Here is a 17,407-nt window from a genome sequence, read left to right on the forward strand (position 1 = left end):
GTAAACTAAGTACTCGCTCAGGCTTAAGCCTTCAGACTCACCGTCTTCTGACTCTCGGCTTTTATCGTCACCTCTTTGCTATGCAACTTAATCGTAACAGGCTGCTCCGAAAAATTCTGCACTGTTACGTCCTGTTGTGTAGCCGTTACCTGTAACAACGCACCCCGGAAACGAATTTTGAACGCCAGCGATTGCCAGTTATCCGGGCAAAAAGGATTCAATACAACGCGATGGTCGGCCCCGTTCTCGCCTTCAATACGTAAGCCACCAAAGCCTTTCACTACTGCCAGCCATGTTCCGGCCATTGAGGTAATGTGGCAACCATCTTCAGTGTCATTGTTGTAATCGTCGAGATCGAGCCGGGCGGTCCGCAGATACATTTCGTAGGCTTTCTCTTTCATACCCAGCTTCGACGCCTGAATGGAGTGAACGCAGGGTGACAATGACGACTCATGCACGGTCATCGGTTCGTAAAATTCAAAATTGCGCCGGAGTGTATCCGTATCGAACTCGTTCTCAAAGAAATACAGTCCCTGCAAGACATCAGCCTGTTTGATGAAACACGACCGCAGAATCCGATCCCACGACCAATGCTGGTTGATGGGTCGCTGTCCTTTCGGAATGTCTGACACCGGCATCAAGTCTTTATCCAAAAAGCCTTCCTGTTGCAGGAAAACACCCAATTTTTCGTCGCTCGGCAAGTACATCTTGTCAATAATCTGTCGGGCGGTGGCTAGTTCTTTCTCTTCGCGGAAATGAATCCGGTCAATCAGTTCAGCATATTTTTCGGCATCCAACGCCTTTACTTTACCCACCGCTTCTACCGTGTAGCGCAGCGTCCAGGCCGCCAGGTAATTGGTATACCAGTTGTTGTTGACGTTGTTTTCGTACTCATTTGGCCCCGTCACGCCCAACATCACATACTGTTCTTTTGACTTCGACCAGTTCACGCGCTGGGACCAGAACCGGCTAATGGCAATGAGCACTTCCAGGCCATAATCGACCAGATATCGTTCGTCGCCCGTGTAACGCACGTAGTCGTAAATGGCATAAGCGATAGCGCCGTTCCGGTGGATTTCCTCAAATGTGATTTCCCACTCGTTATGGCACTCTTCCCCATTCATGGTCACCATCGGATAAAGTGCGGCTCCAGCCCGGAAACCGAGTTTCTTCGCGTTTTCGATCGCTTTGCCAAGCTGTTTGTAGCGATAAACCAGCAGGTTTTTGGCCACTTTCTGATCGGCGGTCGAGAGATAGAAAGGCAGGCAGTAGGCTTCGGTGTCCCAATAGGTTGAGCCGCCGTACTTCTCTCCAGTGAACCCTTTAGGACCGATATTCAATCGCTCATCTTCGCCCGTGTACGTCTGGTTGAGCTGAAAAATGTTGAATCGTATACCCTGTTGGGCTGCAATATCGCCTTCAATAATAATGTCGTTGGTTTTCCACTTATCGGCCCAGGCCTGCCTCTGCTCAAAAAGCATTTTGTCAAAGCCTTTCCGCGTAATCCGCTGAATGTACAGATGGGCGTCCTTAATAATGGTATCCGAATCATAATTGAGCGACGACAGGTTCACTCCGTATTTATAGATAACGGTTTCCTGTCCTTTACGGCAATCGAGTGTAATTCGGTTGGCTACATACTTCTCGTACTTGATCGGTTGCGACTGAAAATCCACTTTCACACCATCCTGCTCAATGTCGACACACATGCCAGTGGCTACATGGAAGCCCGTTTTTCGTGTGCGGAGTTCGATATAGGCTTCACCGTAGGCCGTTTCCTTACGCACTTCATCCCAGAACGTTTCATCGTAGTTCGCATCCCGGTTGCGAATGTCGCCATCGATGTAGGGTGTAATGGTGATTTTAGCCTCGAAATTCAGCGGCTTGACAGCGTATCGAATAGCCCCGGATTCATCATCCACGATGGAGCAAAATCGTTTGGAATTGACTTTTAGCTCTTTACCACTTTTTAGAACGGCGATGAATGATCGTTCGAGATACCCTTCCTGCATATTCAACACTCGCCGGAAATCACGGACTTCACACTGATTCAGGTCGAGCGTTTCGTATTCAATGTCGATGTCGATACCAATCCAGTTCGCGGCATTCAGGACTTTGGCAAAGTATTCAGGATAGCCGTTTTTCCACCAGCCTACGCGGGTTTTGTCGGGATAATACACCCCGGCCACGTAGTTGCCCTGTAAGGTTTTTCCGGTAAATTTTTCTTCAAACGAACCGCGTCCGCCTAATCGGCCATTGCCGAGCGACATTACGCTTTCGGTAATTTCATTAAAGTCACGGTGAAATCCCTCTTCAACAATGTTCCAGGGGTCTTGTGTGATATAGTGTTTCATCAGAGATTATTAGTCGTAATCGCAAAAGTAGCCATTTCAGCTTTTACACGCATGGCTTGTTTCATGTGTCGCTCGGTATGCGCTACCAGCATAAGGAAAGCATCTCCCAGCCTAATTTTGAGCCAGTTACCGAACAATGTCATCACTTTCTCCTGATTCCAATCGAGGTAAACGGCTTTATCTAACAGGCTATGTAATAGCGTTTGCAACTCAAGAAACTGGCCCATAACATCGGCAGGAACCAACTCGGCAGCTGGGCGTGGCCGAATCATTCCCGGAGCGGGCAGTTTTATTTTAACCTGAGGATCAACGGCATATCGGATCGCCTTACCCACCCAATCACTTTCAAGTACCTGGTCGGTTGGGCTCATTTGTATCAGTCCCAGTTTGTCAACCTTATGTTGAATGTTACGGATGTAAAAGCGCTCGGCCAGGTTCAGGTGTTGCAGGCATTCAATAATGCTCCAGCGTTCAGGAGCTGGTTTCCAGCGCAATTGCGCATCGGTCAGGGTCGCAAACTCCATTTTCACCGTTTCCAGAACGGCTGAAAGGCGCGTTTGCAAGTCGTGGGCAGTATCGAGTTTTTGCATGTATTTAGGGTTTAACCGCAAAGGGCTTCGCAAAGAGCGCAACGTTTAAGACAACTTATTGCTTTGCGAAGTCTTTGCGCGCTCTGCGGTTAAGAAAATTATTGTGATTGCATCTGCGCCTGCTGAAATGCTTCAACATCGCGTTTTGAATCCAGGTCTATGCTTCCAGCTTCAAAGGGTACTTCTGAACAGTCGTTGCGATGTTTGCCGATTACCCATTTCACACCTTTATCACCCGCTAACTGAAGCAGCTCATTAATATAATCCCGGTCAAAAATGGCAGGTACACTCAGTTGTGTATCGTAGCGACAGGCAACGATCCCTTTGCCCCCATCTTTGCGTACCTCGAACATATGCAATAATAACCCCAGCGATACTAAGGGTTGATCGGTATGTAAAACCAGCACCGCTTCGATGTCTTTATGCGTTAAATACAAGGCCGCCAGACCTGTTTTCAGCGATGAGGCCTGCCCTGTTGGCCAGCTCGGATTATCAACCAGCGTGACTGGCAAACCAGTTAATTCGGGTACGATACGAGCGCGATTGGCACCTAATACCACTACCACTGGACCTCGTTGTAATGCCAGCGCATTTTCAGTTACCCGACGAATGAGCGATTGGCCTTTGTAGGTCAATAACTGTTTTGGCTCACCACCCATACGCGAGGAATCCCCGGCAGCTAATATGATTGTTCCAATTTTCAAGTGAACTCTTTTTTGTTTGGGACAAGATAACAAAAAAATGAGTGAAGAGTGAAGAATGAAAAGTGAAGAATAAAAAGCTGACGCGTAGATATTCTTCACTTTTCATTCTTCACTCTTCACTCATTTTTTCGCTCTTTAAACACTTCAGCAGGATAACCAACTTCCACCAGCGATAGGCCTTCGGCAGGCGCTGCCCGGCCAGCCCGTCGGCGGTCTCGGGACAGAATTATCTGCTCAAACTCATCCAGCGTCAATCGCCCCTGCCCTATTGCCAGCAACGTACCGACAATGGCGCGTACCATACCATGCAAAAACCGATTGGCTTTAATGTGAAAGACTAAATCTCCGTTTGATTTTTGCTCCCAATATGCTCGATCAATCTGGCAATTAAATGTTCGAACGTCGGTTTTCACCTTGCTAAAACTCTCGAAGTCAGTATGATTCAGTAAGATCAAAGCTGCTTCATTCATAGACCCCACATCCAAGGGCAGCGTAAACACATACGCCAGACCTTCCCGAAATGGGTCTTTACGTCGGCTAATTTGGTACTGGTAGTAGCGAAATGTAGCGGTGTAACGAGCGTGGTCGTCGGCTCTTACGGGGAAGCAGTTGTAAACGGCTATATCAGGCGGGAGCAAACTATTCAGTGACCGGATCAAGTGTCCGGGCAAAGGTGTATCGAATTCAAAATGAGCGAATTGCTGGCCTGCATGAACGCCCGCATCGGTTCGGCCACTACCCACAATAGGAATAGGCCGACGGAGTACCGTTGCCAGGGCTGTTTCCAGAGCTTCCTGTACACTTAGGCCATTAGGTTGCCGTTGCCAGCCATGATAGTTGGTGCCCCGATAGGCCAATTGGAGAAAATAACGCATAACACCAACAAAAGTAAGCGTTGCTGGCGTTGACAGAGCAAGTTTTTTCTGACAGGATTTACAGGATTTACAGGATTGTAGCTGCTAGAAAAATCCTATTTATCTTGTAAATCCTGTCAGAAAAAAAGTTTTAAAGCCGCTCGACTTCAAATCTTAATTCATCGACTAGTTGCCGCAGGCGATCCGTATTTGGTGCTGGCGGGGGAAGTTGCTGGCTCACAAAGGCAGCGATTTCCCACACTTCCAGTACATCTTTCAGGGCTACTTCACGATTGGCAATATCGGCCCGGTCGGCGGTGAGCAGCAGTGACCCTTTCACTTTCACTTGATTGTATACCCGCCGACAGCAGATAGCTGATCCTGTAGGTTGCTGATGAATGAGCAGGATATATAATTTCCCATCGGCAATGTCGAACCAGTTTCGGGTAAATTTCCCTACGAGTAAGGCGCCGGGAAAGGCAAAGTCGTCGCCCGCTTCGAATGCTCGATAATGACCTTCGGGTAAGGTTGGCAGGTGCATAGCCGGGAGCCGGTGCAGAAAATCAGCCTGCTGAAAGCGCTGTCCATATTCGGCAAATTGTCGTTGCATTACCACAGGAATCGTGGGTGCAATCGGCTGGGCAGACGAGCTTGAATATGCTGAATTTGACGATCCTTCATATATATTGTTGAACGTCAGCGACTCCGTTTGCCGGGTTGGTGTATTAGGCCGAACGGGTTCAGGCCGGGGTTTTGGATCAGGCTGCGACGCAAACAATCGGTCGACAGCCGATTGGCCGGTGCGATCTGATTGACGATTATCGGGTTGCGGCTGAAATGTAGGTTGTACAGGTCGCTCATTTCCAGCGTTCGGCACGCCGGGCCGCACAGGTGGTGTAATGACAGGAGGAACGGGAGTATCTTGAACTCGACGTGGTTCGTCCTGCGTTTTGTAATACTTATTCAGTACCGACGACAGCGGTTGTGGTTCTGGTGTTGGGGGCGTGGGTTGCGAAAAAATATCCGGGAAATCGGGATGCTGGAACGGGTCGTCATCATCGGCTAATTTTCCATCAGATCGGATTGACGGCCCATTATCGCTGCTTCCCCGGTCATTTCGATGAGCGTACACATCGGCTGTTTTCTGCCCAAGCGGTATACTAAGATTAGGTGTTTCACGAAGTTTACGCAGATCCTGACGAGTTAGCAGTTCCACCGTCGTGTTAAACGCTTTTGCAATGGTCTGTATATTTTGCTGATTCGGGTTGGCACGCCCTTCCTCATAAGCCCCTAACAGCGAGCGCTTTATATTTATTTTTCGAGAGAATTGCTCCTGCGTCAAACCATTCAGTTTGCGTAAGTAGCGGATGTTGTCACTAACGAGCGTCATCCAGTTCGGGGTGGCTAAAGTTTCAGCTAAGATAAACGATTCATGTTTTAAATCCACATCGTCTTCTTTTTTGTACTTTTAGCGTATTCTTTAAAAATGTTTCAAGTTCAAGGTTCCACATTTCCTGTTTCAACCTGAATTTTGACTATGAAACGTTGAATTTTGACCCTGACATCGCATGATCTCTGTAGAGAATAAAACTGGTTTTCAGGACGCATTCGATGCGCAACGACGCTATGCTTCTCAAATAGCCCTGACCACCGTCGATCAGCGTCTTGAACGTATCCGACGTCTGCAAACCTGGATCACTGTCCATGAAGCGGCTATCCAGCAAGCTCTTTACGATGATCTCCGAAAGCCAGCGTCCGAAGTCATGCTGACCGACTTGATGTCGTTACACGTCGAAATCAAACATACTCTTCGCCACTTAAAATTGTGGCTGAAACCCAAACAATTACCTACGCCCTTACCACTGATTGGCACGAGCAGTTACGTACGGCATGAACCCAAAGGGAACGTGCTCATCATTTCGCCCTGGAATTATCCGATTGCCCTTACTCTTCGCCCTTTAGTATCGGCTATCGCTGCCGGAAACGTGGCAATCCTGAAACCTTCCGAACTAACGCCACACACGTCTGCCCTACTTAAACGGATGATTGCGGAGCTGTTTCCGCCTGAAGAAGTGATCGTTTTTGAAGGTGATGCCGATGTGTCGCAAACCCTGCTTGAACTTCCATTCAACCACATTTACTTTACCGGGAGCCCTGCCGTTGGCCGGGTGGTAATGACGGCAGCAGCAAAGCATCTGGCTTCAGTAACGCTCGAATTAGGGGGTAAATCGCCCGCCATTATCGACGAGTCGGCGAATCTACAACAGGCTGCGGGTCAGTTGGCCTGGGCCAAATGCATCAATTGTGGCCAAACCTGCATTGCCCCGGACTATATTCTTATCCATCAGTCCATTAAGCAGCCCTTTATGGAGGCTTTGCGCGAGAAGCTGACGGCTATGTATAGCCCCGATGGCCAACCTGTTGAAGCTTCCGACAGCTACGCCCGTATTATAAACGATCGGCATTTTGGACGCCTTCGCGATCTTATAGACGATGCAGTGACCAAAGGAGCCAAAGTTACACTCGGTGGCAAGATGAATCCCGGCCAGAACTTCATTGAGCCAACGGTTCTGGAAGATGTTACCGACAATATGCGTGTGATGCAAGAGGAAATCTTTGGCCCACTGGTACCCGTATTGACATACTCAACCCTCGATGATGCTTTACGGATTGTAAACCAGCGAGAGAAACCACTGGCTCTCTATATTCATAGCCGAAACCGCCAGCATACGCAGTACATTCTGGATCGCACATCGGCGGGGGATACCGTTGTGAATGAAACGATGCTCCAATTCGTCAACTCCGAACTTCCCTTTGGTGGCATCAATAACAGTGGTGTAGGCAAGTCAAACGGCTTTTTCAGTTTTCAGGAATTCTCCAATCAGCGGGGCGTCATGCAGCGTGACTTCGGCACTATGAAATTCATCTATCCGCCTTATACTGATACGGTGAAGAAACTGATCAATTACATCATGAAGTTTTTATAGTTTCCGTAAAAGACGAGGTGCCGACAACGCCAAAGTCAGGCAATGTCGTCGACCGTTTTTTTACAAGTAAATTTGTTCTTTGATCGACGGAAAATCCCCCAACTTAGGGCAACAACTAGCTCTATACCACTGGCTATCAGCGAGTCGTCAATCGGCCTATAGTATCGTAGTATTACTGAACGACGACTTTATAGACGATTTGGCCATGCTAATTCCCCCATCTAGGCTACAGAAAGGCTTTTTTTTAGTTGTAAATTCACGTCTTCTAATCGTACCTGTAGGGAATTGAAATTTGAGACTCAGATGGCGAAGGCGAAGGCAGAAATACTTCTAATCGTACCTGTAGGGAATTGAAATAAGGTTATAGCCTGAAGCAATTACCTGGATCGTATACTTCTAATCGTACCTGTAGGGAATTGAAATTTGCCGGGCGCAGGCACAGACGGATACCGAACAGGTCTTCTAATCGTACCTGTAGGGAATTGAAATTAGTTTTTGCTCGGAACGGTTTGGTAAAACCTTCACTTCTAATCGTACCTGTAGGGAATTGAAATGTGGCATTAGCCGCTTGCGCCTGGGCAATAGCTTGACTTCTAATCGTACCTGTCGGGAATTGAAATTGTTGTTTACCGCCGTGCCGTCAGGTCGGTCAAAATCTTCTAATCGTACCTGTCGGGAATTGAAATTTTGTACCGTTAACGGGAGGGTCAGGCTTGGGCAGCTTCTAATCGTACCTATCGGGAATTGAAATCGATCCCCGATGTTCCAGTGGTGACGCCCGTCTTTGCTTCTAATCGTACCTATCGGGAATTGAAATTGTTCCACTCATTTCCTCCGTCATCCGGGTCACGACCTTCTAATCGTACCTGTCGGGAATTGAAATGCGTCGGCAAGACAATGCTGTAATACTGGTCGTTGCCTTCTAATCGCACCTGCTGGGAATTAAAATAGTGAATATAATAGCCTATAAAGTATCTTAACTTATGTACTATTGCTTCAAAACTTAACACAGATTCTTTTTAAAACCGAAGCAATTTCTATAGTATTGCGCCAAAGTATATTTTTCTAAAAAAACAGCTTACTTCTGGCACCAATGAATAAACGGCTCTACTCCGATTTTTTTTTAATTCGTATCCTGATAATCAGCTTTCTGACAGCCATCCCTGCTATTAGTTTTGGGCAGCTTTACAACAACACTTTCACGGGGGCTTCTGCCTGCCCAACCAATGGAAATGTACCAACGAATGGTGCTAATGCAACAGGTACTCCATTCACAAGAAATACAATAACCTGTATGAATACCGGAAATGTATTCAATTCGACAACCCTGAATATCACAGCGGCCGTTAATGATAATTCCTATATTCAGTTTTCAGTAACTGCCGATGCCGGCCATAAATTATTTATTACCTCGCTTAGTTTTTTTCGTCAGGCAAGTAACAGTGCACCAAACCAGTTGGAGGTCCGGTATAGTACAGATGGGTTTGTTACGTCAACCAGTTGGGGGGCAGCGCCCATATCATCCCCAACTGGCTCTATTACTACGTGGGATTTTCCCGACTTTTCAACACCACTGGGCGGTACGGTAACGTTCCGCTTTTATCCATACGGTACACAGCGTGCCGATTTACTAACTACCGGGGCTAAAGCTGACGGCACGTTTCGGGTCGATGATGTTACACTGAATGGAGCCTCTCCCCTTCCGGTAAGCCTTGTGTCGTTTACGGGCAAATCCAGCAAAAATGAGGTCCTACTCAATTGGGTTACCGATTGGGAAGATAAAAATCAGGGCTTTGAAATTCAAAAAAGCACAAATGCCCAAAGTTTTGAACGTATTGGCTTTGTCGAAGGGAATAGGAATACCCAGCTGCAGTCTGTCTATGCATTTACGGATGCGGATGTGCTGCCTGATCAACTTTATTATTACCGTCTCAAACAGATAGATATAGGGGGTAACTTTGCATTTTCGTCTATCGTTGCTGTTAGAGCTACTGCTGATGAGATAGAAGCAGAATCAACCGTATTTCCCAATCCCAGTAACGGCAATTTTACGCTTTCGGTAAACGATTCCGGGCTATCCACTATCAATTTATATACGGTCTCTGGCCTTGATATACCAATTAGCGCAACCCCGGCAGAAAATGCCAAAACATTTAACATTGCAGCACAACGACCATTAGCTCCCGGTCTGTATTATCTAAAAGTCAACGCTGCGAATGGCGCCAAAACAAAAGCGCTGAAAGTATTCATTCATTAATTCAACTTGTCAATCTCTTCTCAAGCAAGGCTTAATTCATTTTTAGGCAACAAAATGATTGATTGTCCACGGAGACACAGAGAACTCAGCGCATTAATGAATTGATAGTTAGGTGATTAAATCTCCATGTTCTCTGTGTCTCCGTAGACAATCATTTTGCGCGCTTACTTGACTATCAATAACCGATCTGGCTGGCCGGTCGATAATACAATAACTTTACACTAACACTTATTCCATAAACACGCAGGGCCTTTTTTCGTTAAAACTCCGTACATTGATACCGCATGTTACGAAGAAACGTCCTTACGATCTCACTCCTGCTCGTAGCCCTACTTGGCGCGGCACAAACATTACCGATTCTCGATCAAAATCCAACCAGCCTACGCTGGTATAGGCTTACGACTCCGCATTTCCGGGTACTCTATCCAACGGGTCTCGACTCAACGGCTCAACGAACCGCCAGCCGACTTGAAAGTCTGTATGAACCCACCAGTGCATCGCTCGAAAAACAACCCCGAACTATTTCGGTACTCCTTCAGAATCAGACAACCAATAGCAACGGATTTGTCACCCTGTTTCCTCGACGATCAGAGTTTTTTGCCGTGCCCCCACAAGATCCAGGTTTGCTAGGCACCTTTAACTGGCTCGATCTGCTAGCTGTGCATGAGTATCGGCATGTGGTTCAAAATGATAAAGCGTTGCAGGGGTATGGGCGAGTTCTCTATTCGCTGCTGGGCAATACGGGCTTGTTTTTACCACTACTGACCGTGCCCGACTGGTTCGCCGAAGGGGATGCTGTCAGTAATGAAACTCTCCTCAGCAACAGCGGGCGCGGACGAATTCCGAATTTCGATTTAGGCATGCGAGCCAATCTACTCGCCGGAAAACCATTCGACTATCCAAAGGCGGTTGCTGGCTCGTACCGGGATAATGTGCCCAATCACTATGTGCTGGGTTATTTTCTGACCACTTACCTTAAGCGCACTTACGGTCCCGATGTTTGGAGTCGTGTTTTGAATCGTAACTACCGGCGATGGCCGTTTCCGTTTGCTTTCTCGGCCAGTATCAAAGATGAAACCAAGTTGCGAACGGAGGATTTGTACCAGAAAACAATGGATGATCTAACCGAAATCTGGAAGAAACAGCAGGAAAGATTGACCATTACCCCTGCCACTGGCTTCTCAGTTAGTGCCGAAAATCAGCAATCGTCCAGGCCAGTCTTTACAAACTATCAACATCCCCAATTCCTGACCGATTCGACTGTATTGTGTGTCAAAAGCGGACTCGGCGACACTCCCAGGCTAGTCATTTTATCAAAAAACAAACCGGAGAAAGTCATTCAGGTACAAGGTTTCCCGAACGACCCCGATCTGCTGTCAGCCACACCCACCAAAGCCTGCTGGATTGAATTTGGCTATGATCCCCGCTGGGGCCAGCGCGTTTACTCCAATATACGGTTGCTCGATCTTAAAACCGGTAAGTTGACCCGTCTGACTCACCGCGCCCGTTATATGGTGGCCACGCTCTCGCCCGATAACACGAAACTGGCTGTTGTTGAAAACACCGATCGTTACAAAACCCGATTGCTTGTACTCGATGCAAAAACCGGTAAGCTGTTGAAACAATTACCCAACGCCGACAATACATTTTACCAGCATCCCCGTTGGCAGAACGACAATCGCACGATTGTGACGATTGCGCTCAAAAACGGCCAGAAAACTATACAGGCAATCGACACTCAAACCAACACGAAAAGCGATTTGCTTCCCCCCGTCAATGAAAACATTAGCCATCCGCAGCCTTGGGGAAAGTACGTGCTTTACAACTCACCCCGATCGGGTATTGATAATTTGTATGCGGTAGATAGTAGCTCGAAGCAAGTCTTTCAGGTTACGTCGCGGCCGTTAGCGGCTTATCATGCTGCGGTATCGCCATCGGGCACACGACTTGCGTTCGAGGATTTTGCAGCTACGGGCTACCGGATTGCTGATATGCCACTTGATCCCAGCACTTGGAAATCTGTTCATGAGCCTGTAAAGGAACAAACCACTCGTTACTTCGGCCCATTGACCAGGCAGGAGCCGGGGGCAGCACAGGGACGTCGTATCCTGGGAGATTCCATAACAACCACAACGTTATATAAACCTTCGCGCTTTCGCCGACTGGCCAACGTCCTCAATGTTTATAGCTGGGGGCCAACCATCGGTAGTACTGGACAGGCCTTGTCGGTTGGGTTAAGTTCGCAGGATTTGCTGAGCACTACGCAGATTGGGGTGGGTTATACATACAATCAGGCCGAACGGGCTGGCAATTTCTATGGGCTACTGAGTTATCAGGGGCTTTTCCCAATTATAGATGTGAGCTTTCAGCGCGGCACACGTAGTACATCACTTTATATTGATAACGCTTATCCGCTTGATAGTCTGCGCACTGACCGCTGGCAATACAATCAACTAACAGCTGGTTTTCGCCTGCCTTTGCAACTCACTAATTCGAAATACGTTCAGAGTATAAGCCTATCTGCCTACTACAACTACCTACATGTGACTGGATACGATCTACCTTACCGTTATCCAACCGAAGTAGGCGCGTCGGGGTCGCTCAGCGCACTCACGTATGGGTTCAGTTATTCGCATCTCCTTCGGCAAAGTAAACGCGATGTAGCTCCGCGCTGGGGACAAACCGTCTCCGTAAATTACCGCACAACACCTTTTGGGGGCAGACTAACCGCCGAGCAATTTGGCGTACAGGGCAACCTGTTTTTACCCGGTCTGTCAGAACATCATTCCTTACGATTTCGGGCTGGTTACCAATTACAGGCACGAGGAACGTACATATTTGGACCACTAGTTTTTTTCCCGCGTGGGCAATCTTATGTCACAGACGATCAGATTAAAGCGGGTAGTGTAGAGTATAAATTACCGCTTGCCGACACGCATTGGTCGCTGGGTCGATGGCTGTATGTACAGCGCATCAAAGCGGGAGGATTTTTTGATCTAACCAAGGGGCAAAGCAGCGTTGAAGTGCGGGATGTGTATGGACGGCTGCGTGGCTATGAGATCCAACATCATGACTACCAGACAACGGGTCTCGACGTCTCCTTTGTCTTCAATACCCTTCGCTTACGAACTCCCTTTGAAGCTGGTTTCCGCTCAATTTACAACCTTACCACAGGGCAATGGCTAATTCAGCCGCTGGTTATTGATATTGGGTTTTAAGTGAAAGTTGTAAGTGGGTAAGTTGCCAGGTTGTAAGTTTGACGTATGAAACCAAACACTTACAACTTGACAACTTACCCACTTATTACTTAAAGATTTACCCTTTATAAAATACCCACTTGGCCAGTTCGCGGAAGGAGGTTTTCTTGCCATACATCAGAATACCGACGCGATAAATCCGGGCTGCGATCCAGGTTGTACCGATAAAACCAAGTACCAGTAATAACATGGAAAGGATCAACTCCCAGGCAGGTACGCCGAATGGAATCCGAACCATCATCACAACGGGCGACGTAAACGGAATGATCGATGTCCAGAAGGCCAGCGGCCCGTCGGGGTCGCGAACTGCGATTTGAGCAAAGGCGATGGCCGCAATGATGGGCATCATGATAGGAAACATAAACTGTTGTGTTTCAGTCTCGCTATCAACAGCGGCCCCAACTGCACCAAACAAGGCACTGTATAATAGGTAGCCTCCTAAGAAATAAAATAGAAAGCAGGCAACAATCAACGGAAGATTGAGTGTTTCAATGGCCGTCATAACATCGGCAACCGGATTTTTGGCTGTTGCCATTTTATGTTGCACCTCCTGTCCTCCAGGCATTCCATTCATGCGAGCAGTCACAGCTGATTTAGCCGTTTCCTTCTGCCCAAATACGCTTGACCCAAGAGTGATCAGCCCGACTGTCAAGATGATCCAGAGCATAAACTGAGTAAGACCTACCAGCGCCACGCCAATAATTTTACCCAACATCAATTGAAACGGCTTCACTGATGAGATAATAACCTCGACAATACGACTGGTTTTTTCTTCCATAACCCCGCGCATCACCTGCGTACCGTAAATGAGTACCGAAATGTAGATCAGTAGCGCACAAAAACCACTGATGATGGTTGTAGCAATACCATTACTATTCTTTTCACCGGCATCGCTCAGGCTTATCGTCTGGGCATCTACGTTCACTTTAGCATCCTCAATAACTTTCTGGGTAATACCCGCCTGTTCTAATTTTATAGTTTCTATTTCCTTCCCGATAGCCCGTTCAATATTGCTTTGCAAAGCCAGACTGACGCTTTTTTCGGCAAAAATCTGAACTGTTTTAGGGTATTGAATAACATCTTTCGGAATAAAAACCAGGGCGTCGTAGCCTTGCTTCACGAACGATTTTTTAGCTTCCGAAAGAGATTGCTTCGGGAAGGAAAAATTCGTTTCATCGTCGTTTTTGAATTTGCCGGAAAACCGACCACTTTCATCAACTACAGCAATTTTTTTCTGGTTGATAGAGCTAACAGCTGCCCAGCCTATAATAGCATAGAAGCCAAAAATCAGCACCGGCCCCAGAATCGTCATAATAATGAACGACTTTTTACGGACCCGAACCAGGTATTCTCGTTTTATAATCAGGAAAATTGTGTTCATATTTTTAAGGAGTGAAAGGGTAAAAGGAGTGAAGAATGAAAAGTGTAAAGTGAAGGCTAAAAAACTGACGCAAATAAGTATTCTTCACTCTACACTTTTCATTCTTCACTCCCTTCAATCATTAGTTTCGCCAACGGTCTGAATGAAAATGTCGTTTATGCTGGGAATATTCTCGCCGAAAGACCGGACGGTGACGCGGTCAATTAACTGCCGAACCAGGTCATTTACAGCGGCATCGGGTGGAATCTTAATGTCGGCACGGAGAAATCCATCATCCGTTTGACGGGTATTTAGTACTTCGAATGCAGTAGGCAGATTTTCCAGCACACCCAGGTATTCGACATGGTACGTGTGCGTTTTAAACTGCTCTTTAATGGCTCGTTTAGGGCCATCAAGAACTTTATGCGACCGGTTAATAAGTGCAATATAATCGCAGAGTTCTTCTACAGATTCCATGCGGTGGGTCGAGAAAATTATCGTCTTGCCCTTATCGCGTAGTTCCAGAATTTCATCTTTAATCAGGTTCGCATTGATAGGGTCGAAACCAGAAAAGGGCTCATCCAGAATAATCAGGTCAGGCTCGTGCATAACCGTTGCCACGAATTGCACTTTCTGCTGCATCCCTTTAGAGAGATCCTGAATCTGCTTATTCCACCAGGTTTTAATATCAAACTTAATAAACCACGTTTTCAGCTTGTCCATCGCCTGCTTCTCAGACAATCCCTTGAGCTGAGCCAGATAGAGCAGTTGTTCACCAACCTTCATCTTTTTATAGAGCCCCCGCTCTTCGGGCAAATACCCGATTCGCTTGATATGGCTGGGATTAAGATGCTCACCATCCAGAATAACCTCTCCCGAATCTGGTGCCGTAATCTGGTTAATGATACGAATAAGTGAGGTTTTACCTGCTCCGTTGGGACCGAGAAGCCCGAAAATACAGCCTTTGGGTACGGATAAGCTGACGTCGTCTAAAGCCCGGTGTTCGGCATATTGTTTTACAATGTGATGGGTTTCGAGGATGTTCATTTAGTTTAGGGAAGAACCATTGGTTACGTTTCGTGGGCTCAAGCTACGAACTTTGATTGGTCAACAACAATCAATTTACGGATGAACTGCCAATCGCCTATACAGACGGCAATAAAAAAGGCCACAACCGCGCAGGTTATGGCCTTAACTATATAATGTAGCAGCAATTAGGCCTTCACAACAATCGTTTTAGCCCATTTATCGCCAAACCGTTTTCCTTCATCACTGAATACCATTAACGCATCGACAAACCCAAAGAAAGGGATCATCAGCGACACCTGCCGTGTAATAGCTGTTCCATAATCGCCAACCAGGCTAGCGCCCGTATCTTCTTTGATGGCTTTGATACCCATTAATTTTTTTCCGATACTCTGGCCGCCTAAAAAGCCTCCTGTGGCAGGAAGTGCATCTTTAGTAAGTAGGTAGCCGATCGCGATCGCATAGCCAACCATCCCTAAACTATAGGATATCATAATCAATATCCAACAGGGTATGTAAGCCACAATGCCATCAATAAAGGCGGCAATGAAACGCTGCACAGGCGTAGCCTTCGTATAGGTACTGAGCGGGGTGTAAGAGGGTTGCACAAGCTTAGGGGTTTAGGTGAAAGAAATATTCAGCAATTGCATCCCTAACCTACGAAATCAAGTGTGAATAGCCATACATTCCTGCCTAAACGTCGAATCATTTATCAAGCGGTAACTTCGTCAGTTTCAACAGGCTGTGTTCTAAACTCACCCTCCCACTTTGAAATAACACAAGTCGCTACAGCATTACCCGCAACACTGGTAGCCGATCGGCCCATATCGAGCACCTGGTCGATTCCCAACAACAAAGCCAGCCCTTCGATGGGTAGATTAAATAGAGACATGGTTCCGGCAATAACAACTAATGAAGCCCTGGGTACACCAGCAATGCCTTTAGAGGTAATCATGAGTGTCAGCATCATTGTAATCTGCTGCTCAAGGCTAAGCGGTACGTGATAGGCTTGGGCAATGAAGGACGTCGCAAACGTCATATACAACATTGACCCGTCGAGATTAAACGAGTACCCCAGTGGCAGTACAAACGAAATAATTCGCTCGGAACAACCAAATCGACGTAGTGCTTCGATGGTTTGTGGAAACGAAGCTTCTGAACTAGCCGTACTGAACGACAGGATAACGGCCGATCGAATTTCTTTTAATAAAGCAACGTAAGGAATACCAACAACCAGACAAATGGCCGCCAGCACCACGAAAATAAAGAACAACAAACCGCCGAAAAAGCATAAAATCAGGTAGACATAGCCTCCCAGAATACCCAGACCCTGTTGAGCCACAATAGCCGCAATGGCTCCCAACACACCAAACGGCGCAAAGGACATCACGTAGCTGGTAATTTTGAACATAATGTGTGAAAGTGCATCGAGAGCTTTTATCATGATTTTCCCCTGCGCACCAACGGCACCAACAGCAATACCAAAAAAGATACTGAAGACAACAATTTGAAGAATTTCATTCGATGCCAGTGCATCTATAAAACTAGTCGGAACAATGTGCTCAATAAAGGTATTGAAGGACATTTTCTGTGCAGTCACGCCAACATCCGTGCCTTTGACGGGCAACTGAGGTATATTCATGACCTCACCAGGCCGCATAATATTGACAACCAGCAAGCCAACAACTAGTGACAGAATCGTAGCAAAATAGAAATAAGCTAGGGTCTTGAGGCCAATCCGACCGACGGTACCAAAGTCGCCGAGCTTGGCAATACCGACAACCAGCGTAGCAAATACAAGTGGCCCGATAATCATTTTAATGAGCCGTAGAAAAATCTTGGACAGGATGTTCAGATCTGTACCCGAAAAGCCAGAACCTGTATCTGGGAAAAAGTAACCAATAGCAATGCCGAGCACCATGCCCAGAAAAATTCGTGTAGTCAGGTTGGGAAGTTTCATGAAGTGAGATTAAAAGACCCCGTTTTAACAAATGTAGAAGAATCCATGCAGTTCCGAA

The 17,407-nt window shown here is 46.9% G+C and carries 12 protein-coding genes and 1 CRISPR repeat array; of the genes, 3 read left to right on the forward strand and 9 right to left on the reverse strand.

Translation table 11 applies throughout. From position 1 onward, the window contains the following. Nucleotides 1–23 precede the first annotated feature (23 nt). The 5 genes from GO755_RS10810 to GO755_RS10830 form a co-directional block, all read right to left on the reverse strand. Nucleotides 24–2,354 carry a glycoside hydrolase family 65 protein gene (locus GO755_RS10810; RefSeq protein ID WP_157584752.1) on the reverse strand — a complete coding sequence of 777 codons (2,331 nt, stop codon included), beginning with the start codon at nucleotides 2,352–2,354 and terminating at the stop codon, nucleotides 24–26. Then, on the reverse strand, nucleotides 2,354–2,944 hold the full coding sequence (locus GO755_RS10815; RefSeq protein ID WP_157584753.1) for a DinB family protein: 591 nt from the start codon (nucleotides 2,942–2,944) through the stop codon (nucleotides 2,354–2,356). The genes GO755_RS10810 and GO755_RS10815 overlap by 1 nt, the downstream gene beginning before the upstream one ends. 98 nt (nucleotides 2,945–3,042) lie before the next feature. Then, complete coding sequence (locus GO755_RS10820; RefSeq protein ID WP_157584754.1) at nucleotides 3,043–3,648, reverse strand: nucleotidyltransferase family protein; 606 nt, start codon at nucleotides 3,646–3,648, stop codon at nucleotides 3,043–3,045. 116 nt (nucleotides 3,649–3,764) lie between these two features. Continuing rightward, the gene (truA, locus tag GO755_RS10825; RefSeq protein WP_157584755.1) at nucleotides 3,765–4,523 is read right to left on the reverse strand and encodes a tRNA pseudouridine(38-40) synthase TruA; all 759 of its coding nucleotides are present in this window, start codon (nucleotides 4,521–4,523) and stop codon (nucleotides 3,765–3,767) included. Nucleotides 4,524–4,653: 130 nt separating this feature from the next. Further along, complete coding sequence (locus GO755_RS10830) at nucleotides 4,654–5,892, reverse strand: helix-turn-helix domain-containing protein (protein ID WP_157584756.1); 1,239 nt, start codon at nucleotides 5,890–5,892, stop codon at nucleotides 4,654–4,656. Nucleotides 5,893–6,070: 178 nt separating this feature from the next. On the opposite strand from GO755_RS10830, the gene GO755_RS10835 reads away from it, so the two are divergent. The 3 genes from GO755_RS10835 (at nucleotide 6,071) to GO755_RS10845 (ending at nucleotide 12,964) form a co-directional block, all read left to right on the forward strand. Continuing rightward, on the forward strand, nucleotides 6,071–7,489 hold the full coding sequence (locus GO755_RS10835) for an aldehyde dehydrogenase family protein (protein WP_157584757.1): 1,419 nt from the start codon (nucleotides 6,071–6,073) through the stop codon (nucleotides 7,487–7,489). Between the two features lie 262 nt (nucleotides 7,490–7,751). Next, a CRISPR array of direct repeats spans nucleotides 7,752–8,438; the repeat unit is 30 nt; unit sequence CTTCTAATCGTACCTGTAGGGAATTGAAAT. 144 nt (nucleotides 8,439–8,582) lie between these two features. Then, nucleotides 8,583–9,746, forward strand: a complete 1,164-nt coding sequence (locus GO755_RS10840) for a T9SS type A sorting domain-containing protein (RefSeq protein WP_157584758.1) — start codon at nucleotides 8,583–8,585, stop codon at nucleotides 9,744–9,746. A 284-nt stretch (nucleotides 9,747–10,030) separates the two neighbouring features. Continuing rightward, the gene (locus GO755_RS10845) at nucleotides 10,031–12,964 is read left to right on the forward strand and encodes a TolB-like translocation protein (RefSeq protein WP_157584759.1); all 2,934 of its coding nucleotides are present in this window, start codon (nucleotides 10,031–10,033) and stop codon (nucleotides 12,962–12,964) included. 97 nt (nucleotides 12,965–13,061) lie between these two features. On the opposite strand, the gene GO755_RS10850 is transcribed toward GO755_RS10845, so the two are convergent. From GO755_RS10850 to GO755_RS10865, 4 genes are all read right to left on the reverse strand, one after another. Beyond that, nucleotides 13,062–14,384 (reverse strand): ABC transporter permease, encoded by a 1,323-nt coding sequence (locus GO755_RS10850; RefSeq protein ID WP_157584760.1) that lies wholly within the window; start codon nucleotides 14,382–14,384, stop codon nucleotides 13,062–13,064. A gap of 114 nt (nucleotides 14,385–14,498) precedes the next feature. Continuing rightward, entirely contained in the window at nucleotides 14,499–15,410 is a 912-nt protein-coding gene (locus GO755_RS10855) for an ABC transporter ATP-binding protein (RefSeq protein WP_157584761.1), read from the reverse strand. Nucleotides 15,411–15,577: 167 nt separating this feature from the next. Beyond that, complete coding sequence (locus GO755_RS10860) at nucleotides 15,578–15,997, reverse strand: RDD family protein (RefSeq protein WP_317165833.1); 420 nt, start codon at nucleotides 15,995–15,997, stop codon at nucleotides 15,578–15,580. 104 nt (nucleotides 15,998–16,101) lie between these two features. Then, nucleotides 16,102–17,349 carry a dicarboxylate/amino acid:cation symporter gene (locus GO755_RS10865; RefSeq protein ID WP_157584762.1) on the reverse strand — a complete coding sequence of 416 codons (1,248 nt, stop codon included), beginning with the start codon at nucleotides 17,347–17,349 and terminating at the stop codon, nucleotides 16,102–16,104. Nucleotides 17,350–17,407: the final 58 nt, after the last annotated feature.

This window comes from Spirosoma arboris, from assembly GCF_009754945.1.
Classification (GTDB): Bacteria; Bacteroidota; Bacteroidia; order Cytophagales; family Spirosomataceae; genus Spirosoma; species Spirosoma arboris.